The sequence below is a fragment of the Aeromonas sp. s5 genome, assembly GCF_040907865.1.
In the GTDB taxonomy this organism is placed as follows: domain Bacteria; phylum Pseudomonadota; class Gammaproteobacteria; order Enterobacterales; family Aeromonadaceae; genus Aeromonas; species Aeromonas dhakensis.
In genome coordinates this window covers 515,708-537,511 of the sequence record NZ_JBFOCO010000033.1, presented here as the reverse complement: position 1 = coordinate 537,511, position 21,804 = coordinate 515,708, and the positions used below count along the sequence as shown (strand labels likewise).

Annotated in this window: 19 protein-coding genes and 5 tRNA genes; 13 read left to right on the top strand and 11 right to left on the bottom strand. The window is 64.6% G+C overall.

Annotation, left to right across the window (positions count from 1 at the left end; all coding sequences use genetic code 11):
• Positions 1 to 10: 10 nt before the first annotated feature.
• Positions 11 to 622, bottom strand: coding sequence for a riboflavin synthase subunit alpha (locus tag AB5Y94_RS21805; protein WP_201880722.1), 612 nt, complete (start codon positions 620 to 622; stop codon positions 11 to 13).
• Positions 623 to 753: 131 nt separating this feature from the next.
• Between AB5Y94_RS21805 and AB5Y94_RS21800 the strand changes: the two genes are divergently transcribed.
• The 7 genes from AB5Y94_RS21800 to AB5Y94_RS21770 all read left to right on the top strand — a co-directional run bounded on the left by AB5Y94_RS21800 (position 754) and on the right by AB5Y94_RS21770 (position 3,134).
• Positions 754 to 960, top strand: a complete 207-nt coding sequence (locus AB5Y94_RS21800; protein ID WP_005301307.1) for a YaeP family protein — start codon at positions 754 to 756, stop codon at positions 958 to 960.
• Positions 961 to 1,106: 146 nt separating this feature from the next.
• Complete coding sequence (locus AB5Y94_RS21795; RefSeq protein WP_368206581.1) at positions 1,107 to 2,486, top strand: MATE family efflux transporter; 1,380 nt, start codon at positions 1,107 to 1,109, stop codon at positions 2,484 to 2,486.
• 161 nt (positions 2,487 to 2,647) lie between these two features.
• A tRNA-Val gene (locus AB5Y94_RS21790) sits at positions 2,648 to 2,724 on the top strand.
• Positions 2,725 to 2,736: 12 nt separating this feature from the next.
• A tRNA-Val gene (locus AB5Y94_RS21785) sits at positions 2,737 to 2,813 on the top strand.
• Positions 2,814 to 2,829: 16 nt separating this feature from the next.
• Positions 2,830 to 2,906: transfer RNA gene (locus AB5Y94_RS21780), tRNA-Val, on the top strand.
• Positions 2,907 to 2,943: 37 nt separating this feature from the next.
• Positions 2,944 to 3,020, top strand: a tRNA-Val gene (locus AB5Y94_RS21775).
• A gap of 37 nt (positions 3,021 to 3,057) precedes the next feature.
• Positions 3,058 to 3,134, top strand: a tRNA-Val gene (locus AB5Y94_RS21770).
• A 132-nt stretch (positions 3,135 to 3,266) separates the two neighbouring features.
• On the opposite strand, the gene AB5Y94_RS21765 is transcribed toward AB5Y94_RS21770, so the two are convergent.
• On the bottom strand, positions 3,267 to 5,705 hold the full coding sequence (locus AB5Y94_RS21765; RefSeq protein WP_368206706.1) for a DNA polymerase II: 2,439 nt from the start codon (positions 5,703 to 5,705) through the stop codon (positions 3,267 to 3,269).
• Positions 5,706 to 5,894: 189 nt separating this feature from the next.
• Here AB5Y94_RS21765 and AB5Y94_RS21760 point away from each other — a divergent pair, with 189 nt between their 5' ends.
• From AB5Y94_RS21760 to AB5Y94_RS21750, 3 genes are all read left to right on the top strand, one after another.
• Positions 5,895 to 6,389, top strand: a complete 495-nt coding sequence (locus tag AB5Y94_RS21760) for a prolyl-tRNA synthetase associated domain-containing protein (RefSeq protein WP_368206580.1) — start codon at positions 5,895 to 5,897, stop codon at positions 6,387 to 6,389.
• 203 nt (positions 6,390 to 6,592) lie between these two features.
• Positions 6,593 to 7,831 (top strand): GGDEF domain-containing protein, encoded by a 1,239-nt coding sequence (locus AB5Y94_RS21755; RefSeq protein ID WP_167385357.1) that lies wholly within the window; start codon positions 6,593 to 6,595, stop codon positions 7,829 to 7,831.
• Entirely contained in the window at positions 7,828 to 8,370 is a 543-nt protein-coding gene (locus AB5Y94_RS21750) for a GNAT family N-acetyltransferase (RefSeq protein WP_368206579.1), read from the top strand. Before AB5Y94_RS21755 ends, AB5Y94_RS21750 begins: the two co-directional genes overlap by 4 nt.
• A 51-nt stretch (positions 8,371 to 8,421) precedes the next feature.
• Here the strand turns inward: AB5Y94_RS21750 and AB5Y94_RS21745 are convergent, their stop codons facing one another.
• The 4 genes from AB5Y94_RS21745 to AB5Y94_RS21730 all read right to left on the bottom strand — a co-directional run bounded on the left by AB5Y94_RS21745 (position 8,422) and on the right by AB5Y94_RS21730 (position 12,782).
• Entirely contained in the window at positions 8,422 to 9,282 is an 861-nt protein-coding gene (locus AB5Y94_RS21745) for a PA4780 family RIO1-like protein kinase (RefSeq protein ID WP_211050272.1), read from the bottom strand.
• Positions 9,283 to 9,392: 110 nt separating this feature from the next.
• Positions 9,393 to 10,388, bottom strand: a complete 996-nt coding sequence (locus AB5Y94_RS21740) for a lauroyl-Kdo(2)-lipid IV(A) myristoyltransferase (RefSeq protein ID WP_324039290.1) — start codon at positions 10,386 to 10,388, stop codon at positions 9,393 to 9,395.
• A gap of 170 nt (positions 10,389 to 10,558) precedes the next feature.
• Positions 10,559 to 11,548: a lauroyl-Kdo(2)-lipid IV(A) myristoyltransferase gene (lpxM, locus tag AB5Y94_RS21735; RefSeq protein ID WP_017764371.1), complete on the bottom strand. Its 990-nt coding sequence runs from the start codon at positions 11,546 to 11,548 to the stop codon at positions 10,559 to 10,561.
• Between the two features lie 253 nt (positions 11,549 to 11,801).
• Positions 11,802 to 12,782 carry a TDT family transporter gene (locus tag AB5Y94_RS21730; protein WP_019840565.1) on the bottom strand — a complete coding sequence of 327 codons (981 nt, stop codon included), beginning with the start codon at positions 12,780 to 12,782 and terminating at the stop codon, positions 11,802 to 11,804.
• Between the two features lie 99 nt (positions 12,783 to 12,881).
• Between AB5Y94_RS21730 and AB5Y94_RS21725 the strand changes: the two genes are divergently transcribed.
• Positions 12,882 to 13,790, top strand: a complete 909-nt coding sequence (locus AB5Y94_RS21725) for a LysR substrate-binding domain-containing protein (RefSeq protein WP_324039291.1) — start codon at positions 12,882 to 12,884, stop codon at positions 13,788 to 13,790.
• A 122-nt stretch (positions 13,791 to 13,912) separates the two neighbouring features.
• Here the strand turns inward: AB5Y94_RS21725 and AB5Y94_RS21720 are convergent, their stop codons facing one another.
• From AB5Y94_RS21720 to AB5Y94_RS21710, 3 genes are all read right to left on the bottom strand, one after another.
• Entirely contained in the window at positions 13,913 to 14,902 is a 990-nt protein-coding gene (locus AB5Y94_RS21720; RefSeq protein ID WP_368206578.1) for a Gfo/Idh/MocA family protein, read from the bottom strand.
• 33 nt (positions 14,903 to 14,935) lie between these two features.
• Positions 14,936 to 15,781 (bottom strand): deoxyribonuclease IV, encoded by an 846-nt coding sequence (gene nfo, locus AB5Y94_RS21715; RefSeq protein WP_219325681.1) that lies wholly within the window; start codon positions 15,779 to 15,781, stop codon positions 14,936 to 14,938.
• A 160-nt stretch (positions 15,782 to 15,941) separates the two neighbouring features.
• Positions 15,942 to 16,895 (bottom strand): LysR family transcriptional regulator, encoded by a 954-nt coding sequence (locus AB5Y94_RS21710; RefSeq protein WP_042889003.1) that lies wholly within the window; start codon positions 16,893 to 16,895, stop codon positions 15,942 to 15,944.
• Between the two features lie 125 nt (positions 16,896 to 17,020).
• On the opposite strand from AB5Y94_RS21710, the gene AB5Y94_RS21705 reads away from it, so the two are divergent.
• Entirely contained in the window at positions 17,021 to 17,776 is a 756-nt protein-coding gene (locus tag AB5Y94_RS21705) for an SDR family NAD(P)-dependent oxidoreductase (protein WP_010633855.1), read from the top strand.
• Here the strand turns inward: AB5Y94_RS21705 and AB5Y94_RS21700 are convergent.
• Both AB5Y94_RS21700 and AB5Y94_RS21695 read right to left on the bottom strand, forming a co-directional pair.
• Complete coding sequence (locus AB5Y94_RS21700; protein ID WP_195878559.1) at positions 17,773 to 19,083, bottom strand: HD-GYP domain-containing protein; 1,311 nt, start codon at positions 19,081 to 19,083, stop codon at positions 17,773 to 17,775. The genes AB5Y94_RS21705 and AB5Y94_RS21700 overlap by 4 nt on opposite strands.
• Positions 19,084 to 19,327: 244 nt before the next feature.
• Positions 19,328 to 20,761, bottom strand: a complete 1,434-nt coding sequence (locus tag AB5Y94_RS21695; RefSeq protein WP_368206577.1) for a glycoside hydrolase family 1 protein — start codon at positions 20,759 to 20,761, stop codon at positions 19,328 to 19,330.
• Between the two features lie 156 nt (positions 20,762 to 20,917).
• Here AB5Y94_RS21695 and AB5Y94_RS21690 point away from each other — a divergent pair, with 156 nt between their 5' ends.
• Positions 20,918 to 21,790 (top strand): LysR family transcriptional regulator, encoded by an 873-nt coding sequence (locus AB5Y94_RS21690; protein ID WP_017779710.1) that lies wholly within the window; start codon positions 20,918 to 20,920, stop codon positions 21,788 to 21,790.
• The last annotated feature ends 14 nt before the right edge of the window (positions 21,791 to 21,804 follow it).

Sequence of the window (21,804 nt, the reverse complement as noted above, 5' to 3'; positions counted from 1 at the left end):
CCTCTGCGCCTTATTGGCGGGCCGCCAGCACCCGCTCCACCGTGTCGACGATGGCCTGGGTCTGGGGGTCAATCTCGATGTTGGTCTGCCAGCCGGCCTTGACCCAGCCGAGGTTGGTGCGGGCCAGGGTTTCTGGGATCAGGTTGACGCAAAATTCGCAGCCGCGCACCTCGCCCACGGTGAGGCTGATGCCATCGATGCCGATGTAGCCCTTGGTCAACACGTATTTCATCAGCGTTGGGGCCAGGCGATACCACACCTGCCGGTTGTTGGGGGTGTCGATGACCGAGATCACCTGCGCGGTGCCCATGATGTGGCCGGACATGGCATGACCGCCAATCTCGTCGCCAAAGCGGGCCGCCCGCTCCACGTTGACCTTCTCCCCCGGCTGCAGCTGGCCGAGGTTGGTGAGGCGCAGGGTCTCCTGCATCAGATCGAAGCTGACCAGGTCTCCTTCGACCCGGGTGACGGTCAGGCAGCAGCCGTTGTGGGCCACGGAGGCGCCCAGCGCCAGCCCCTCGCCCCAGGCCGGGCTCGGCATGCGGATTACGTGGGTACGAAAGTTGGGCAGCTCTTCGATGGCCACCAGTTCGGCGGTCCCCTGCACTATGCCGGTGAACATGTCTCGTCTCCTGCTACGAAAAAAGGCAGGGTAACCTCGCCGCGCACCCCAGACAAGCGCAACCGCTGACAAGCAGGCGGCCGATCGCTATAGTGACGGCATTCAAACCAAGTGCTGACAAGGAAACAAAAATGCAGGTATATCAATGCTGTGAGGCCATTCGCATCGCCTACAACCAGATTGGCTCCGGCGAGCAGGGCTATGTGCCGCAGGCCATCGCCGCCACCATCAGGGCGCTCAACGCCGTGGCATCGGACGAGCGGGTGCCGGCGGATCTGCGCGAGCAGGCCGCCTACGCCGCCGCCAACCTGCTGATCAGCGATCACGAAGACGCCTGATCCCGGGCTCGCACCAATCGTTTCGTCCCGGATGAATTTCAGGCTAGAATGACCCCCCCGCACTTTGCACTCCCGCTTCTGGAGTGCAAAGGCTCTTCCCGATACCCGCTCTTTTTACGCTTTATCTGATCCACTCGGAGGTGTCAGTGCAACGTTATTGGTCCGAGGCGAGGCAACTCGTTCGTCTAGCCAGCCCCATTCTGGTCGCCCAGGTGGCCCAGATCGCCATGAACTTTGTCGATACCGTGATGGCGGGACAGGTCAGCGCCGTCGATCTGGCCGCCGTGTCGGTGGCCTCCAGCTTCTGGTTGCCGGTGATCCTGCTGGTGCAGGGCATCATCATGGCGCTCACCCCCATCGTCTCCCAGCTCAATGGCGCCCGCAAACGGGACGAGGTGCGCCCGGCGGTGCATCAGGGCTTCTGGCTGGCGCTGATGGTCACCCCCATCGCCATGGTGGCGCTCTATTTCAGCCCGCTGGCGTTGCAGTTCATGGAGGTGGATCCCGTGATGGCCGCCAAGACCACCGGCTACCTGCATGCCATCCTGTGGGGGCTGCCCGCCTTCGTGCTGTTCCAGGTGCTGCGCAACTTCAGCGAGGGGCTCTCTCACACCATGCCGACCATGGTGATCGGCTTCGTGGGGCTGGCGGTCAACATCCCGGCCAACACCATCTTCATCCACGGCCTGTTCGGCATGCCGAAACTGGGCGGGGTCGGCTGCGGCGTGGCCACCGCCATCGTGCTGTGGGCCATGCTGCTGGCGATGATCGTCTATGTGAAGCTCTCCCGCCACTTCAAGGAGATCAACCTGTTCGCCCAGCTCGCGCGCCCCAATGGCAGCCGGATCTGGCGCCTGTTCAGGTTGGGTTTCCCCATCGCCATGGCCATCTTCTGCGAGGTGACCCTGTTTACCGTGGTGGCCTTGATGCTGGCCCCGTTCGGTGCGGAGACGGTGGCGAGTCACCAGATAGCGCTCAACTTCTCCAGCCTGGTGTTCATGCTGCCGCTCTCCATCGGGGTGGGCGTCACCATCCGGGTCGGTCACAGCATCGGCGAAGGACTGCCTGATCACGCCAGGGTCGCCGCCCGCACCGGCCTGATGCTGGGCATGATGGTGGCCGCCGCCACCGCCGCCCTCACCGTGCTGCTGCGCGAGCAGATCGCCACCATCTACACCGAGGACCTGCAGGTGATCACCCTCGCGGCCACCCTGCTCTTCTTCGCCGCCATCTACCAGATCTCCGACTCGGTACAGGTGGTGGCGGCGGCGGCCCTGCGCGGTTACAAGGATACCAAGGCGATCTTCTACGTCACCATCGTCGCCTACTGGGGACTGGGGCTGCCCACCGGCATGATCCTGGGCCTGACCGACTGGGTGGTACCGCAGATGGGACCCCAGGGGTTCTGGGTCGGCTTCATCGTCGGCCTCACCTCCGCCGCCCTGATGTTGGGTACCCGGCTGCGCTACATCTATGGCCGCTTTGCCAGCCCGGAGGCGTGCAGCGCCCTCTCCAAGGCGCAATAAGGGGAAACTCGCCTGCAAAATCAACAGGCTGCGCAAGAACTGGGCAAACAGTCTCCTTTGTGCGTGCGGCCTGTTGACAGCCTTGGGGGGCATGGGTAGTATGCCGACCACGCCAGCAGTGCTGGCGGGATAAAACGGGTTTTCAATCCGGTTTATGAAGTGGGTTTATAGCTCAGTTGGTTAGAGCACTACCTTGACATGGTAGGGGTCGTTGGTTCGAATCCAATTAAACCCACCACTTTTCTGTGATGCGTCCTTAGCTCAGCTGGTTAGAGCACCACCTTGACATGGTGGGGGTCGGTGGTTCGAATCCACTAGGACGCACCATCCGGAACACTGTTATGCGTCCTTAGCTCAGCTGGTTAGAGCATCACCTTGACATGGTGGGGGTCGGTGGTTCGAATCCACTAGGACGCACCATAACAGTTTGAATAAATTGCAGATATGAATTTGATGTGGGTTTATAGCTCAGTTGGTTAGAGCACTACCTTGACATGGTAGGGGTCGTTGGTTCGAATCCAATTAAACCCACCACTCCCCTGCAATCACACAAAGTCGCCTTGCGCACCCTGCGTCCTTAGCTCAGCTGGTTAGAGCATCACCTTGACATGGTGGGGGTCGGTGGTTCGAATCCACTAGGACGCACCAGATTTGAAAAGCCCGCTCCTCGAGCGGGCTTTTTGCATTTATCTTCTCTGACTATCCATGCTATCCCCTCTCATCTGCCTCCTCTTGACCCGCTGCGGCCATTGTCGAGCCATGGCCGCAGCGTTTGCCCAGTCAGAAGAGATCGAGCTGCTGGCCGCAGATCCGCTCGAACGACTCGCCGATAAAGGGGAGGATGGCATCGGCGATGGGTTTGAGCTGCTTGTCGATGTAGTGCTCGTAGTCGATGGCGCTGCGCCGGTATTCGAGCGGTTCGGGGCCATTCAGGGTCACCAGATAGGCGATGGTGCCCCTGTGCTGGTAGCGCTGGGGCAGACCGCGGCGCAGGTTCTCCTCGTCCGCCAGGCGCGCCGCCCGCACGTGGGGCGGTACGTTCTTCTGGTACTCCTCGAGTTTCTGGCGCAGCCGTTTGCGATAAACCAGCAGCTCGTCGTGAAGGCCGGCGCGGGTCTCGTCCACCATGGTGCGCACATAGCCGCTGGGATCCTGGTCGTGAAACACCATCTCGTAGAGGCGGGTCTGGAACGCCTTGGCAAGGGGCGTCCAGTCGGTGCGCACCGATTCTAGCCCCTTGAACACCAGCTGCTCCTCTTCACCTGCCTGATGGCCTGCCACCAAACCCGCATAACGCTTCTTGCTCCCCTTCTCCAGCCCGCGAATGGTGGGCATCAGGAAGCGGCGATAGTGGGTCTCGTACTGGATCTCCAGATAGCTCGGCAAATCGAACTCCCGCTTGATCAGCGCAGTCCAGTTGTCGTTGATCATGCGGGCCAATCGCCGGCCAATCTCGTCCGCCTGGGCGGGGCTGGTCTCGCGCCCCAGGTGGACGAAGGTGGAGTCGGTATCACCATAGATCACCTCGAAACCCTCCCCTTCGATCCACTCCCGGGTCTGCTGCATGATGCCGTGACCGCGCAAGGTGATGGAGGAGGCAAGCCGCGGGTCGTAGAAGCGGCAGCCCCCCGAGCCCAGCACCCCGTAGAAGGAGTTCATGATGATCTTGATGGCCTGGGAGAGCGCCTTGTTGCTGGCCGCCTTGGCTCTATCCCGCGCCGCCCACAGGGTGGCGATGAGATCCGGCAGGAAGTGGCGGGTGCGGGAGAACAAGGCGCCGCGAAAACCCGGGATGGCGTGGTCGGGATGCTGCAGCCCCTCGATGAGCCCCATGGGATCGATGCAGAAGGTGCGGATGATACTGGGATAGAGGCTCTTGAAATCGAGCACCAGCACGTGGCGATAGAGACCCGGTTTGGAGTCCATCACATAGCCGCCAGGGCTCGCGAGCCCCCCGTCTGCGGGCAGGTTGGGCGCCACATAGCCGCCGCGGTGCAGCCGTGGCAGATAAAGATTGGTAAATGCCGCCACCGAGCCACCGACCCGGTCGAGCTCCAGGCCGGTGAGGGAGGCGCGCTCGATGGCAAAGGGGATGAGGTGGCAGTAGTCGAAGATCTCCCACACCAGCTTGCAATCCTCCAGGTTGTAGCGGGCCAGCGCCTCCTTGTCGGAGTGAAACAGCTCGGTGATCTTCTCCCCCCGGTTGGCCACGTCCTCGATGTCCTTGCCGCGGCCGAGCAGCTCGCTCGCCACCGCATCCAGGCTGTAGCTGGGGAACTGCCAGGTGGCGCTTTTGAGGGTGTCGATGCCATCCAGCACCATGCGCCCCGGGATGATGACGCTGCCGCTCTGGGGGTCGTTGCGCGATGAGCGCCAGAAGCAGAGCTCGTGGCCACGGCCGAGTCGCAACCGCCGCTTGTTGAGCTCGGCACGGCGCAGCAGCAGGCGAAAGTCGAAGTTCACCACGTTCCAGCCGATCACCAGATCCGGGTCGTGCCGCACAAACCAGCGCTCCAGCGCACTCAGCAGGGCGCTCTCGTCCGCCACCCACTCGACCTGGGTCCCCCAGCTGTCGGCATCGGCCTCCGGCACGCCGATCATGATGACCCGCGCATCCTCGGGGCTGTAGAGCCCCACCGAGAAGAGGGCCCCGTCCATGGCGCACTCCACGTCCAGCGACACCCAGGAGAGGGTCGGCGTCACCGCCTGGGGCGCGCAGCGCGCCTCGTTCACCTCCCAGTAGCCCTGCTTGCCCCCCTTCTTGCGCACCCGCCCCTCGAAGCGCACGCCGGCGGTGATGAAACGCTCCATCAGGAAGCGCTCCGGCAGCCGGATATCCGCCTCGAAGTGCTCCAGCCCGCGGATGAGCAGCAGCTCGATGGCGCGGTGAAAGGCGCTCAGGGTGGCAAAATAGCAGCCCACCACGGCACGGCCGTCGAAGGTGTGCATGGGCAGGCGGCGAAACCGCCCGCTCACCCCGGCCCCCTTGAACAGCTCCGCCGCCTCCGCCATATGGCTCTGCGGCAGGAAGAAGACCGGCTCCTGCCCCGGCACCACCACCCGCACCGGCCCCTGTTCGCTCCAGAGCCACATCACGATCTCGGTGCGCTCCGGCTGTTCGCCGCGGCCGCGCAAATCCCGCCCGTGACGGGTCAGGATAAAGCCGTCGCGCGGCGGGGTAACGGGAGGGATGGGGGGGTGGTCGGTCATGCCAGTCATCGGGATCAACATAGGTGTGGGACTATTGTACGTTCATACAGTGCTTTACTGCAATTGGCACGCCAGGGTGCCATTGCCACGCAGGCTGCCAGGGGCGGCGCAAACTGGTATGCTCGGCCAGACGGGCACGCACTGCCGGTGGTGTTCGCCCATCGACTCACCCCGCTTGTCAGCCAACATCAGGAGGTCATGGTGGCGATTTATTCTCTGCTGGATCAGCTGGCCATTCCCTATCAGCGCATCGATCACGCCCCCGTCTTCACCTGCGAGGAGGCCAGCCGGCTGTTGCCCAATCTGCCCGCCGCCAAGACCAAGAACCTCTTCCTGCGCGACCCCAGGAGCGAACGGCTGTTTCTGGTGGTGACCCCTGAGCAGAGCCGGGTCGATCTCAAGGCGCTGGCGAGCGCCCTTGGCGTCAAGCGGCTGAGCTTCGGCTCGCCCGAGCGACTGGAGGCGGTGCTTGGCCTCACTCCGGGCTCGGTCACCCTGCTAGCCATGGTGCGCGACAGAGAGAGCGCGGTGGAGCTGGTGGTGGATGAGACGATTTGGCAGGCCGAGCGGGTGCAGTGCCACCCGCTGGTCAATACCGCCACCCTGCTTATTCGCCTCGACGACGTGCGCCGTCTGCTGGCCCACCTCGGCCGGGAAGCCACCGTCATGCGGCTGCCGGTGGTGGTCGACTGAGGTCGACGTGAGCGGGGAATGGCCCTTCGTCACTCCCCGCCCCTGATTAATCGTGTCAGCCGCCGGCAACTGGTGGTGTTGGCACTATCCTGCCCAGACCATCCAAGCCATTGCTCAGCGGCACAATTCATGCTGTGATCCGCCCCAGTCACCCGGCCCTGAGACCACAGCGCCGTTACCGGCAGGAAGAGCCCATACCCTTGATGCAGAGTCTGTTTTCCTCGGCCCAGTTGCTGAGCCTGGTGCTGTTTGTCAGCCTGTCCCACGTCGGGGTCGCGGCCATTTTCGCCTACCTGTGGCATACCCAGCGACCGCTGCGCGCCCTGCTCTACTGGTCGGCCAGCGAGCTGGCCATCGCCGCCGCCTTTGGTTGCCTGCTGCTGCGCCCCCTCACGGGAGAGACGTCCCTTGCCAATATCCTGCTCACCAACCTGCTGATCATTGCCACCCCGCTGCTCTATGAGCGGGGCCTGCGCCACTTTTTCCGGCGCGAGGCCGACCGCTTCGGCTGGCTCTGCCCGCTCCTCGCCCTCGCCGGCTTTCTGCTGTTTGCCCTGGTGGCCTCGCAGCAACCGCTAGCCGATGTGCACAGCCGGATCATCACCCTCTCCGGCGTGCTCTCGCTGCAGATTGGCCTGCTGCTGTGGCAGCTCTGGCGCTACCAGCGGCTGGCCCCCGCCTACCGGGTGCTGCGCTTCGCCATCCTGCTGCTCGCCTTGCAACTGGCTCTGCAGCTGCTCAGGATGGCCAAGCATCAGTGGTGGCCGGAGTCGGCCGCCTCCAGCCTGACCGACCCCCTGCTCGGCCCGGTGATCTTGCTCAGCCTGCTCTTTACCATTGCCCGCAGCTTCATCCTGCTGAGCCTGGTGCACACCCGCCAGCAGCAGGCCATGCTCGCCACCCAGCGCGAGCTGGAGCGGCGCGCCAACCAGGATGCCCTGACCGGACTGGACAGCCGCCACCATTTCGAACAGCAGCTGGCGGCGCGGGCCTGCCGCAGCGCCCGCCCCTGGCAGCTGCTGCTGATCGACCTGGACAACTTCAAGCAGATCAACGACAACCACGGCCATCCCGCCGGCGATGCCATGCTGCGGGCGGTGGGCCGGGTGATCCGGGAGAGCCTGCCGCCGGCGGCACTGGCCGGGCGCCTCGGTGGCGACGAGCTGGCGCTGCTGGTGATGGAGACGCCGCAGACGCTGCCCGGCTACTGCCACGCCCTGCAACAGGGGGTCACCGAAGCCACCCGCCCGCTGGCGGGCGGCCCCATTGGCCTTAGCATGGGGCTGACCTCGCTGCAGACGGGAGAGAGCTTCGAGCAGGCCTATCTGCGGGCGGATCAGGCGCTCTATGCCGCCAAGCAGAGCGGCCGCATGCGCGCCTGCATCCGCGAGGCCCACCACAGCGAGCCACGCCTGCTGCAAGCGGCAGAGCTGCACCCGTGACAGCCGTCATCGAGTGTCGGGCCGCGCAACCTGCCGATGCCCCCGCCTACCGCCGCTATGTGGCCGAGTGTGGCGCCGCCGGCCTGCCCCTCTATCAGGTGGCGCAATTCGACCCGGTTCAGTGGCTGCAGGATTTGCTCGCCCATGCCGCTGGCGAGCGCCTGCCGCCGGACTACCCGCCCACCACCACCTACTTTGCCCTCGAGGGGGAAGAGATCCTCGCCACCTTGCGCCTGCGCCACGGCGACACCCCGGCGACCCGCCAGTGGCTCGGTCATATCGGTTACGAAACCCGCCCCTCCCGCCGCGGTGAAGGGGTGGCCCGCACCCTGCTCGGCTGGCTGCAACGCCATGTCCTGAGCGGCCCCGTGCTCATCAGCTGTGACGCGCACAATCACGCCTCCCTCAAGGTGATCGCCAGCGTCGGCGGGCAATGGCTGGATCGCCGCTACCATGCTGGCGATCGCTGCTGGGTGAACTTTTACCGGATCCAGCCCCACCCCGCCCGCCAGCAAGGCGCCGCTGACTCGCAGCCATAAAAAGAGCGCCCGCAGGCGCTCAGTCGTCTCTTGGTTGCAGGGGCCTGGGCGTCAGTAGCCCTCCTCCTGCTCCGCCTTCAACCGCGCCTGGCGGGCCAGGGCCTCCTCCTCGGCGCTCTCGATCTCGTGCAGTACGGCGTCAAGATCCACCCGCTCGTTGCTCTCTTCGAACAACCCGGTCAGTTCGCTGTCGGGGGTGAGCTTGCCATCTTCATAGAGGGCCCACATCTCCTTGGCGTAACGGGTCTTGAGCAGCTCGGGGGCATACATGCCGTAGTAGTTGCGCATGTTGTCGACGTCCCGCTCCAGCATGGACTTCGCCTGGTTGTTGGCGGCGGCATCCACCACCTGGGGCAGGTCGATGATGACAGGCCCCTCTTCATCCACCAGCACGTTGAACTCCGACAGGTCGCCGTGAATGAGGCCAGCGCAGAGCATACGCACCACGTAGCGGATCACCCTGGCGTGGTCGGCCAGCGCCTGTTCGCGGCTGAGGGCCACGTCGTTGAGGCGGGGCGCCACGTTGCCATCGGCATCGGTCACCAGCTCCATCAAGAGCACGCCGTCGAGGCAGACATAGGGCCGCGGCACCCGCACACCGGCGGCGGCCAGCTTGAACAGGGCATCCACCTCGGTGTTCTGCCACACCTCTTCGTGCTGCTTGCGGCCGTACTTGGAGCCCTTCTCCATGGCGCGGGCATCGCGGCTGCTGCGCACCCGGCGCCCTTCCTGATAGACCACCGCCTGCTTGAAGCTGCGCTTGGCGGCCTCCTTGTACACCTTGGCGCAGCGGATCTCGTCGCCGCAGCGCACCACGTAAACATCGGCCTCTTTGCCACTCATCAGCCGGCTGATCACCTCATCAACCAGGCCGTCGTCAACCAGAGGTTGGATTCGATTTGGAGTTTTCATGCCCGCCCTTTCACCCTGTGTGCGCTCCCGAAGATAGCCTCTTCCGGTGCGCTTGCCTATTCCAGATTGTGCCGTGCCACCGGCGCCCGGGCGCCGGTCCTTCAATTGCGTCAGTTTTCGGGGGGCAGGTCGCCGCGGATCCGCTTAATGCCCTCTTCGTAGAAGCCCTCGTGCCCCTGGGGATGCTCCATGGTCTCGAAGATCTTGAGGAACCACATGTACTGCTCCGGGTGCTGGCGCAGCTGCTGCTCCACCATGTCGTTCATGGCGCGAACGTCGGCCTCCAGATCGGTGCCGGGATAGGGATCGAAGGGGGCCTCGATCTCCAGCCGGTAGCAGCCCTCCTCCTCGTCATAGCAGGCGAGGATGGGCACCGCCTTGGCGCCGGTCAGCTTGACCAGCTTGGGCAGGGCCGGCAGGGTCGCCTTGGGGTGGCCGAAGAAGGGCACGAAAATGCTGGCCTCGCGGCCGTGATCCTGATCCGGCAAGTAGAAGAAGCTGGCGCCGCCGCGGATCGCCTTGATGGCCGGCTTGATGCCGGCACTGCGCTCATACACCTTGCCCCCCTTGGCCCGCTCCCGGTTGATGTACCAGTCGAAGACCTGATCCTTGGCGCTCTTCATCATGGTGCACATGGACATGCCCCGGATGGCGAAGTAGCGGCCTATCATGTCCACCGCCCAGGTGTGGGGCACCACCAGGATCACCGGCCGGCCGGTGGCCTGCTCTGCCTCGATGTGCTCCCAGCCGCGCACCTTGATGCGGCCGGCCAGGTGATCGGCGCTGCGCAGGGTCAGCTCGGCAAAGCCCATGAAGGTCTTGAGCCCCACCCGGATCGATTTCAGCAACAGGGCCTGACGGCCCGCCTCGTCAAGCTCGGGAAAGCAGATCTTGAGGTTGGTGTCGGCGATATAGGCCTGCTTCCTGGACAGACGCAGCAGGGGGGGAGCCAGCCGGTCGGCCAGCCGGTCACGCAGACCATGGGGCAGCAGCCCCAGCAGGCAGAGCAGGCCGAGCGCCAACCAGCTGCCCCACCAGCGCGGATGGAGCAGACGGGGATGAAATGAGGTGTCGAAAACCGGATCGTGTGAGGACATGGCCGCCATCAAGTCATAGAAAATAAACGGTTATTTTAATTATCCTGACAAAATTTTCCACTTTGGGCTGGCGCGGGCCCGGTTGGGGCAGGCGCCGGCTCGACTGCTCGCCCTGCCAGCCGGCAGAGGGGCAATAAAAATGGCCCCGCAGGGCCATAGTACCAACAAGGAATTGCTCATCAGGAGAGCGGCTGCAACCCGCGACGGATGCGCTGGATCCCCGCCTCGTAGCGGCCATCCAGCCCGACCTGATCCTCGCGGGTGTCGAAGATCTTGAGAAACCACATGTACTGGCCCGGATCCCGGCTGAGCTGCTGCTGCACCATGTCGTTCATCCGGCAGGTGTCGGCCATCACATCGTCGGTGGGATAGTTGTCAAAGGGGGCGTCTATCTCCAGCCGGTAGCAGTGGTGCGCCTCGTCATAGCAGGCCAGCAGCGGCACCGCCTTGGCACCGCTCACCTGCACCAGTCGCGGCAGGGCCGGCAGGGTTGCCTTGGGCTGACCGAAGAAGGGAGCGAAGATGCTCTTCTCGCGACCATGATCCTGATCCGGCAGGTAGAAGAAGCTGTTCCCCTCCTTGATGGTGCGGATCACCGCCTTGATGCCGGCGCTGCGCTCATAGACGCGGCAGCCATTGCGGGCACGAGCACGGTTCAGATGCCAGTCGAACACCGGGTTGCGCGCCCGTTTCATCATGGTGCACATGGGCACCCCGCGTCGGGTGAAGTAGTAACCGGCCGCGTCCACCGGCCAGCTATGGGGCACCACCAAGATCACCGGTCTGCCGGCCGCCTGCTCCGCCTCGATATGTTCCCAGCCAGTGACCCGCATCCGCTTCATCAGATAGGCGGGACTGCGCACCGAGAACTCGCCAAAGCCGAGCAGGCTCTTGAGGCCGACCCGGATAGAGGTCATCAGGATGGCGTCGCGCTCGGCCTCGCTCTTTTGCGGGAAACAGAGGGCCAGGTTGGTTCTGGCGATGTAGACCTGCTTTTTCGAGATGCGAAACACCAGCGGCGCCAGGGCGGCGGCCAGCCGATCGCGCAGCCTCACCGGCACGAAGGCCAGCAGCATCAGGACGCCAAGCGCCAGCCAGCTGAACCAGTAACGCGGATGCAGGAATCGGGTCTCGAAACGAGAGTCAAACACGGGATCATGGGAAGACATGGATGGGGTCAAGCATGGGAAAGGGAGCTGCATTGTATTCATCCTGACAGGTAATACCAGTTAAATTCATCATGGCTTTGGCGAAGGAGCCACCCCGGTCGGGACCAACAAAGCGGGCGGGTTTGCGCAGGCAAGTGCATAAAAAAAGCGCCCCACCCGAGGTGGAGCGCCTTGTCGACATCTGTTCGGTGGCGTCCGTCTTGCGCAGACCTGCTCACCGAACCCCTTATCCCGGCCCTCTTGCGGCCATTTCCTAGCGACGAACCATGCCGGATGCCAGCTCGTCGCTGCCCAGCGGCAGGAAGAACATCAGGTAGCGCAGAGCCACGTAACCGACGATCAGGGTGGCGGCGCCCAGCTCGAAGTGGGCCAGCAGCCGGATCTGCTCGACGTACTCGGCGGCCTGGGGCCACTGCTCGACCAGGTGGCTCACCTTGAACAGGGCGGTGGCGCCGATCACCAGCGGGAAGGTGAAGGCGGCGTAGCCCGGCGAGAATGGCAGACGCAGCAGCTTGATGAAGGCCAGATAGATGATGCCGGTCATCAGCACGGCGATCCCCAGCAGCACGGCCACCAGCAGCAGAGACGGTTGCTCGCTCACGGTCAGGTAGCCGGCCAGTGACAGGCTGGCGGGCGCCGCCAGGATGGCGATGGTCGGTTTGGCGGCATCCGGCACTTCATGGCTGAAGATGAGGCGATAGAGCATCAGCGGCAGCATCAGGCCGTAGCAGAGCATGCCGAACCAGAGCAGGCCGTTGGCCAGCGCGGCGTATTGGCCGCCCGGGAAGGCGACGTCAGCGACTATGATCCCCACCGGCGGCACGAACCAGCTCGGCACCATGTGGTGGATTTCAAACTGTTTGGCCCGATGCCAGACGAAGGTGGCCAGGAACCCCAGGTGCAGCAGCACCGCAAACAGCCAGAGCCCCTCCCCCAGACCGGCGTTGAGCATGCCGACCGCCTTGGAGACCACCATGGTGCCCATGGCATAGGTGGGCACCACGCTGCCGACCACCGGGTGAGCCAGATCCTGCCACAGCAGGCGCGGGTGCAGCAGAAACTTGAAGGTCAGGATCACCAGCAGCACGGCGGCAACGGCGGCGCCCAGCAACTGCAGGCGGCCATCGAAGTGACCGGCATTTTCCCAGCACCAACCGAGACTGGCGATCCCGAGCGCCAGTCCTGCCATGGGGGTCGGAGCAGCGGCCAGGGATTGACGGGTTCTTGCGATCATGTCTGAAACCTCATGTGAGAGACGATGGGCATAGGATAATGAGCGGCCATCGTTTACGATATCTAAATGAATTAAATCAATCGTTCAGGATTTCCAAACATGAAGCTGACCCTGCAACAACTCAAGGTCTTTGCCACCATCGCCCGTTACGGCAATCTGGGGCTGGCCGCCAATGAACTGTGCCTGAGCAAGGGCGCCGTCTCCCAGTCGTTGCAGGAGCTGGAGCGTCAGCTCGCCACCCCGCTGTTCGATCGCATTCACCCCAGGCTGCAGCTCAACAACGAGGGACGCCTGCTGCAACCGGCGGCCGAAGAGCTGCTGACCCGGATGCAGGACATCGAAACCCTGTTCAGCCCGGATGCCGAACCGAGCGGCCAGCTGCGTCTGGGCGCCAGCCAGACCATAGGCAACTACCTGCTGCCGGCCCTGCTCGCCACCAGCAAGCAGGAGCTGGGACAACCGCCCAGGGTCACCATCACCAACACCCACCAGCTCTGCCACCTGCTGGCCAACTTCGAGCTGGATCTGGCGCTGATCGAGGGGGAGAACCACCACCCGGATCTGGTCAGCGAGCCCTGGCTCCACGACGAGATGCTGATCGTGGCCCAGCCCGATCACCCCCTCGCCGGCCGCCATCGCCTCTCCCTCGCCCAGCTGAGCGACGAAACCTGGGTGCTGCGCGAGCCCCAGTCCGGCAGCCGCGAGCAGTTCGAGCAGCAGATCCAGCCCGAACTGCCCCGCTGGCAGGCGGGGCTCGAGCTCAACACCCTGGAGGCGGTGATGCTGGCGGTCGAGAAGGGGCTCGGCATCTCCTTCATCTCCCACCTGGCGGTGTCGGATCGGTTGCAGGCCGGCCGTCTGGTGGCCCTGCCCCTGACCCGTCGCTTCCCCCGCCAGCTCTCCCTCATCTGGCATCGGCAGAAGTATCACTCCGCCACCCTGCGCCGCTTTCTGCAATTTTGCCGCGCCCAGGAAGATGTGTTGCCCAGCCAGATCAGCAGCACCTGAGCCAATGGGATGATCGGGCAGCCTATTCCCGGCATAGCCCTTGCCGCCAGGTATCGGCAGCAATAGCAGCAATAGAAGAGGGAGAGCCCTGGCTCTCCCTCTTGGTCATTCTGCCTTGTGACTCAGCATTCAGCGGGTTGCAATCCCCGCTCGACCCAGCCCAGCACCTGTCTGGTCAGTGCCTGCGGCACCCAGGGGGAGTCGGTCAATCCTTCTCTGACACAGGCGGCAAAGTGATCCGCCTCGTGCTGCATGCCGCCGCCACCGACCGGCAGCGCGATGTCGTGGGGCCAGGCCGGCAGAGGGTCACCACCAAGCCAGACGATCTGCTGGGGATTCCACCACTTGCCCACCAGCTCCAGCGCCCAGCCGGGCCCGGACAGCCAGGCCGACTTGTCGAGATCCTCGACGATGGAGGCCACCAGCTCGGCCTTGAGCGGGCCGGCAAAATCAAAGCGGGCGGCTTCATCCACCTCGCCCTCACGGCGAGACAGCGTGACCTCGGGCTCACCCGCCGCCAACCCCAACTGGTGACAGAGGGCGGCATAGAGCCAGAGCGGGTAGACCCCCACATCCCAGGCGGCGCCGCCATCCAGCGCCGGATCGAACAGCTTGCCGTCCCGCGTCTGCACCGAGCCGAAGGCCGCCTTTAGCCTGTCGGGGGCTGGCAGGGCCGACAGGCGCCCCAGCAATGCGCGCATGGCGGGGAAGCACATCACCTTCATCGCCTCCATCAGCAGCAGGCCCCGCTCGACGGCGAACCGCACCAGCCGGTCCCAATCTGCGACGCAAGTCACCGCCGGTTTTTCCACCAGCACGTGCTTGCCCGCCAGCAGCATGCGTTCGATCAGGGCAGCGTGCTCCGGGTGGATCACCGCCACGTAGACCGCCTCCACCAGGGGATCCGCCGCCAGCGCCTGATAGCTGCCATGGGCGTGGGGCAAGCCCTGCTCGTCGGCAAAGGCCTGCGCCCGCACCTGATCACGGGCGGCGATCGCCACCACCCGGCTGCCACTGGCGTGTCCGTTCACATCCTGACAAAAACGGCGGGCGATGGCCCCCGCGCCGGCAACGCCCCAGCGCAGCGGCTGTTCGCTTGTTCTCTCTTGCATCCCTGTCTCCTTATGCGCTCTGCCGGTCAATCATCATGCCTGCGCCAGGCTGCGCAACCAGCGGATCTCGTCGCCCCAGATGGACTCGTCAATGGTCTCCAGGATCAGCGGAATGTCGTCGAAACGATGATCATTCATGATGTGATGGAACACCGCCTCCCCCAGGTTCCCCTCGCGCAGGCTGTGGTGGCGGTCGACCCGGCTGCCGAAGGTGCACTTGGCGCCGTTGATATGCATCCCCTTCAGATACTGGAAACCCACCGTCCGGTCGAACTCGGCAAAGACGGCGGCACAACTCTCCGCGGTGCGCAGATCGTAGCCGGCGGCAAAGGCGTGGCAGGTGTCAAAGCAGATGCCAACCCGGCTCTTGTCTTCCACCCCGTCGATGATGGTGGCCAGGTGCTCGAACGACCAGCCGAGGTTGGTGCCCTGACCGGCGGTGTTCTCGATCACCGCCGTCACTCCTTCGCTGCGCTCCAGCGCCCAGTTGATGGATTCGCTCACCAGCTTGAGGCTGGCCGCCTCCGGGATCTGCTTCAGGTGGCTGCCCGGATGAAAATTGAGGTAGCAAAGCCCCAATTGCTCGCAGCGCTTCATCTCGTCCAGAAAGGCATCGCGGGACTTGGCGAGGCCATCGGGGTCGGGATGACCCAGATTGATGAGGTAGCTGTCGTGGGGCAGGATCTGCTCGGGGCGAAAGCCCCCCTTCTCGCAGGCCAGCTTGAAGGCGCGGATGCTGGTCTCGGAGAGCGGCGCCGCCTGCCACTGGCGCTGGTTCTTGGTAAACAGGGCGAAGGCGTTGGCCCCGATGGCCTGGGCGCGGGCGATGGTGTTCTCCACCCCGCCGGCCGCACTGACGTGGGCTCCGATAAATTTCATCTCATCTCCTCTGCACTGTTGCTGGGGCCGGCCACACCGCAAAGGGGCGGCCACCCCGTGTGGGGCGCCATTATGCCAAGCCACCCGGCCGGCGCCAAACCGGGATTGTCGATGGCAGCCATAGAGAGACCCGCCGCAGGTGGGGATTAGCGTCAAGCCATCAATCGGCCGCGTCCATCCCTGCCCGCGTCGCCAGGCCATCGCGCGGGCCGTCAGGGCCCAGCGCTGATGCCAGGATGCCGCTCAACCACTGAATGAAGGCCTGCACCCGGGGGGCCAGCTGACGGCGATGGGCATAGAGGGCGTGAATGGGCAGCGGCGGCGCCTGCCACTTTGGCAGGATGGCCACCAGCTCGCCGCTGGCCAGCAGTGGCTCCACCCCGACTCGCGGCTGCTGGATGATGCCAAGCCCGGCCAGCGCCGCCGCCAGATAGGATTCGCTGTCGTTCACCGTGAGCGCCCCGCTCATCGCCAGCACGGCGCGCGAGCCATCCGCCTGCAGATACTCGAAACCGCTCTCTCTGGGCCCGCTGCTGCTGCCATAGTGCACCAGCCGATGGCCGCTCAGCTCGCTCAGGCTGCGGGGCGTCCCGTAGCGGGCCAGGTAGGCGGCACTGGCGCAGTTGATCTGGCGATAGTGGCCGAGGGGGCGCGCCACCAGGCTGGAGGGCTCAAGCGCCCCGACCCGGATCACGCAGTCAAACCCCTCTCGCACCAGGTCGACCCGCCGGTCCGTGCTGCTCAACATCAACTGCAAGGCGGGATGCGCCGCCAGAAAAGTGGGCAGCGCCGGCATCACCAGATGGCGGGCCATCCGGCCCGGCATGTCCACCCGCAGCTGGCCGCTCAGCTGCCCCTGCTGGCGAAACAGCCCGTTGAACTCCTCCATGTCCGCCAGCAGATCCTGACAACGGGCATAACAGAGCCGGCCATCCGTGGTCAGCTGCACCCGCCGGGTGGTGCGCTGCAGCAAGCGGGTGCCCATCTGCTCCTCCAGCCGGCGGATGGCCGCCGAGAGCGTCGCCTTGGGGACTCCTAACTGTTCGGCACTGCGGGTAAAGCTCTCCAGCTCCGCCACCCGTACAAACATCCTCATCGCATCCAGTTGATCCATGGCGCCATTGTCTCGCTAATCGGAACAGTGCATTCATTATCGCCTTATTTATCCAATCAACAACGGGCAATAGAGTGATCACACCGGCTCATCCCGAGCCCATGACCACAGACAGGAGTCCTCTCATGACCCATCCCATCGCACTCATCACCGGCGCCAGCCGCGGCCTTGGCAAACAGGCGGCGCTGGCCCTCGCCGCCCGCGGCGTCGACCTCATCATCACCTATCGCAGTCAGGCCGAAGAGGCGGCGGCCGTGGTGGCCGAGGCGACCGCCCTCGGCGTCAGGGCCCATGCCCTGCCCCTCGATGTGGCCGACAGCAGCAGCTTTGCCGCCTTCGCCAGCCAGGTGCGCGAGCAGCTGGGCGCGTGGCAGCGGGATCGGTTCGATTTTCTGGTCAACAACGCCGGCATCGGCATTCACGCCAGCATCGAGCAGACCAGCGAGCAGCAGTTCGACACCCTGTTCAACATTCACCTCAAGGGGGTCTTCTTTCTGACCCAGCAGCTGCTGCCGCTTCTGCGCGATGGCGGGCGCATCCTCAACCTGTCAAGCGGCTTGACCCGCTTCGCGCTGCCCGGTTATGCCGCCTATGCGGCCATGAAGGGAGGGGTCGAGGTGCTGACCCGCTATCTGGCCAAGGAGCTGGGGCCGCGCGGCATCGCCGTCAACGTGGTGGCGCCGGGAGCCATCGAGACCGATTTTGGCGGGGGTGTGGTACGGGACAATCAGGCGGTCAACGACTTCATCGCCAGTCAGACCGCGCTGGGTCGGGTGGGCCAGCCGGAGGACATCGGCGGCGTCATCGCCGCCCTGCTCTCCCCCGACAGCCGCTGGATCAATGCCCAGCGCATCGAGGCCTCCGGCGGCATGTTCCTCTAAGGCGTCCGCTCACCGACGCCGAGATCTCTCTGGGCCGCCTGCGTCTGACCGCTGGCGGCCTGGTGAGCCTCGGGCAAGTGCGCCGCCAGGGTAGCCACGGCGTCGACATCGACCCGCCCCTGGCTCGCCAGCTGTTGCAAGAATGCGAGCGCCGCGTCGGCGCTCAGCCCCGCCCGGTAGGGTCTGTGCTGTACCATGGCCTGAAAGATGTCGGCCACCCGCAAGATCCTCGCCTCCAGCGGCATCGCCTCGGCAGTCAGGTGGAAGGGGTAGCCGCAGCCATTGGGCTCCTCGTGGTGATAGGAGGCCCACAGGGCAATCTCCTCGAAGCCGTCGATGTGGCGCAAAATCTGATAGGTTTCAAAGCTGTGGGTGTTGATGATGGCCCGCTCTCGCTCATCGAGTTTTCCCGCCTTGTCGAGGATCTCGTCGGGTACCCGCAGCTTGCCGAGATCGTGCAGCAGCCCGGCGATCTCCAGCTGCTCGCAGCGTCCCTCCTCAATCCCCATCCATTGGGCCAGCCGCCGGGCCAGCCTGGCCACCCCGAGGGAGTGGGCCACGGTGAAGGGGCTCTTGGCATCGACGATGGCCGAAAAGATGCGCGCCAGCTGTTTGAGCTCGCCGTTGCTGGTGAGGCAGGGCTCCCGCTCGCTCAGCATGCCGCGCATGTAGTCGGTGATGGCGCGCCCCTCCAGCTGCAGCCAGAATGCCTCCGGCAGGGAGGCCCGCAAAAAGGCCGCCACCAGCTCGGGGTCGAAGAACTCGCCGGCGCACGCCTCGATCCGCTGCCGGATCTCCTGGGTGTGCATCAGCAGGGAGCCGTCCCCATAATGCGGGGCCGCCAGGGCATCGACCCGGTCGACCAGAAAGATGAGGTTGGCCTGGCGCCGCACCGTGGCCGTCACCCCCTGCTGCCGAACAAGTTGATGCCAGTGGGTGTGGTGATAGCGGATGGGCTCCGCCAGCGGGGCCAGCGGCGGGAAATCCTTGAGCAGATCGTAACCGACCTCGCAATGACGCTGGGAAGACTCCCAGTCGAATTCGCTGACCAGATGGCTGTGGATAAAGGTGGAGGAGACGCCGATGTCGTGCAGCACCCCCAGCTCGAACAGGCAGGCCTGCTCGCTCTCACCGGCCCCCAGAGCCTTGCCACACTCGGCGGCCATGATACCGACCCGCTTGCCGTGTGCCACATCGCCGATGCCGACCAGATCCAGCGACGCCGACAGGGCGTATACCAGCTGGCGCAGATCAACCTGCTGGGCAACCAGTCCGCCGCAGCGGGGATGAGAGCTGTTGTGGTGCATGATGCGCTTCCACCTCTGCCAAGGTGATAGATCCCTCTTCGGGGCCGCGTAAACATATTGAATCTAAACCAGATTGCCCCTCCCGCCGGTTTGCAGCCGCCATCCGCACACGCTAATTGACAAAAAGATGAGTTAGATCAATCCGGCAAGTGCCATGCCCGGATGCGGCGCGGGTCGGCCCGGCAGACGGACAAAAAAAACAGGCCCCGCCAGTTGGCGGGGCCTGTCTAGGGTATGGATTTGGTTACAGTGTCTTGCCGCCCGAGCTTATCACCGCCTGGTACCAGTAGAAGCTGTCCTTCTTGAGGCGGCGCAGGGAGCCCCCCTGCTCGTCCCGCTCAACATAGACGAAGCCGTAGCGCTTCTGGTAGCCGTTGAGCCAGCTCAGGATGTCGGTGAACGACCAAGCACAATAGCCCAACAGCTCCACCCCGTCCTGTAGCGCCTCCTGGCACGCCTTGACGTGGCTGCGCAGATAGTCGATGCGGTAGTCGTCGTGCACCCTGTCCCCTGCCGCCAGCTTGTCGAACTCGCCGAGGCCGTTCTCGGTGATCATCAGCGGCAGGCCGTAGCGGGAGGAGAGCCGGCGCAGAGCGATGCGCATCCCGGTCGGGTCGATGGCCCAGTCCCAGTTGCTGGTCTCCAGGTGCGGGTTGGGGGCCGTCTTGTAGAGGCCGGGAATGCCGCTTGGCGGCGTAGTGCCCTTCTTGCCCGTGGTGTTGATGCGCTGCATCGTCTGGCCGCCGAGCGGGTTGTCGGTATAGGTCAGGGTGTAGTAGTAGTTGACGCCTATGTAGTCGGGGGTTCCTTCGCGCAACAGCTCGAGATCGCCCGGCAGGATCTGGGGCGCCTCGCCGTTCTCCCGCAAGTAGGCGAGCGCCGCCTGGGGGTAGCGGCCGAAGCAGTAGGCATCCAGCCACCAGAGGTTGGTGAACTCCTCGGCATTCTCGTAAGCCAGCATGTCTTTGGGATCGCACGAGGCCGGATAGGCGGGAGAATAAGCAAAGCTTGGGCCGATCAGCCCCCCCGGCACGTGCTGGCGAAACGCCTTGATGACCCGGGCGTTGGCCAGAAACGCGATGTGGTTGGCGGCAAAGAAGCGCTTGCGATCCTGCACCGCGGGCGGATGGGTGCCGAGCTGATAGGCGTTGGTCAGGTTGTAGTTCTGTTCGTTGAGCGACACCCAGTACTTCACCTTGCCGGCAAAGCGCTGATAGAGGGTCACGCAGTAGCGCTCGAAATCGGCGATGATCCGTCTGTCTTCCCAGCCGCCGTATTCGTCCTGCAGCGCCTGGGGCAGGTCCCAGTGATAGAGGGTGAGCACTGGCTCAATCTGGTGGGCCAAGAGGGTGTCGATGAGTTTTTCATAGAAGGCGAGCCCCGCCTCGTTCACCTCGCCGCGGCCGGTCGGGTAGATGCGCGGCCAGCTCACCGAGAAGCGGTAGGCCTTGAGCCCCATCTCGGCCATCAGCGCCACGTCCTCCTCCATGCGGTGATAGTGATCCACCGCCACGTCGCCGTTGCTCCCCTCAAAGGTCTTGCCCGGCAGCTTGGTGAACAGATCCCACACCGAGGGCCCCTTGCCATCGGCGTCCCAGCCCCCTTCCACCTGATAGGCGGCGGAGGCGGCGCCCCACAAAAAATCTTGCGGGAAGTCGTTGAACTTGTGGTGATGCATCTGGGGTTGCTCCTTCTGCGGCGGTGGGCTGGCCACCTTGATCGCACCGACTGGCGGTGCCCAATGGAATTGGCATTAGCATCGAACAGTTCTAAAATTCCGTCCAATGACAAATTTAACCATTCAACATTCCAAACAGGAATCACGGGAGCCGACATGGAGTTGCGGGATCTGAAGGCCTTCGTCACCCTGGGGGAGGTATTGCACTTCGGTCAGGCGGCGGTGCGCCAGCACGTCACTCAGTCGGCGCTGAGCAAGCAGATCCGGCGGCTAGAAGAGGAGCTGGGCGGCGAGCTGTTCGAGCGTAACGCAAACAGCACCCGTCTCACCGTGCTGGGGCGCGCCCTTTATGAGGATGCCCGCGCCCTGGTGGCGGCCAGCGAGCAGCTAGCACGCAGCGCCCGCGACGTGCTGGCCGGCAACAGCGGCACCCTGCGCATCGGCTTTGGCGTTGCCACCAAGCTGCTGGTGCCCGCCGCCATCGCGCAATTTCGGGCCGAACGCCCCCAAGTGACCATAGAGCTCAACGATCTCTCCACCCACCATCAGTTGCTGGCCCTGAGCGAAGGCAAGCTGGATCTCGGTTTCTGCCGCCTGCCCGCCCCCAAGGGGTGGCCGTGCCTGCCAGTAGTGCGGGCCCATTTTGTCGCCGTGCTGCCGGCCAGCTACGCCGGCGTGAGCAAGCTGGCTGATCTGGTGGACAAGCCGCTGGCCATCCTGCGCCGGGACAAGGCCCCCTCGTTTTACGATCACCTGATGCACTACCTGGCCCAGAGCGGGCTGCGTTTTCGCGATATCCAGTACGTCAACGACTTTGCCGCCGGCGTCGCCACCGCCGCCGCCGACATCGCCTGGACCCTGGTACCCTCCTCCACCACCATAGAGCACCCGGACGTGCTGACCCTGCCGCTGACCGAGGGGGAAGCCTGCTGGACCATAGGCCTTATTCGCCCGCCCCACAGCAAGGGGCCGCTGATCGACGCCTTCTGGCAGACAGTCGCCAGCATGAGCGAGCCGGCCCTGCCATAAGGCAAGGCCGCGAT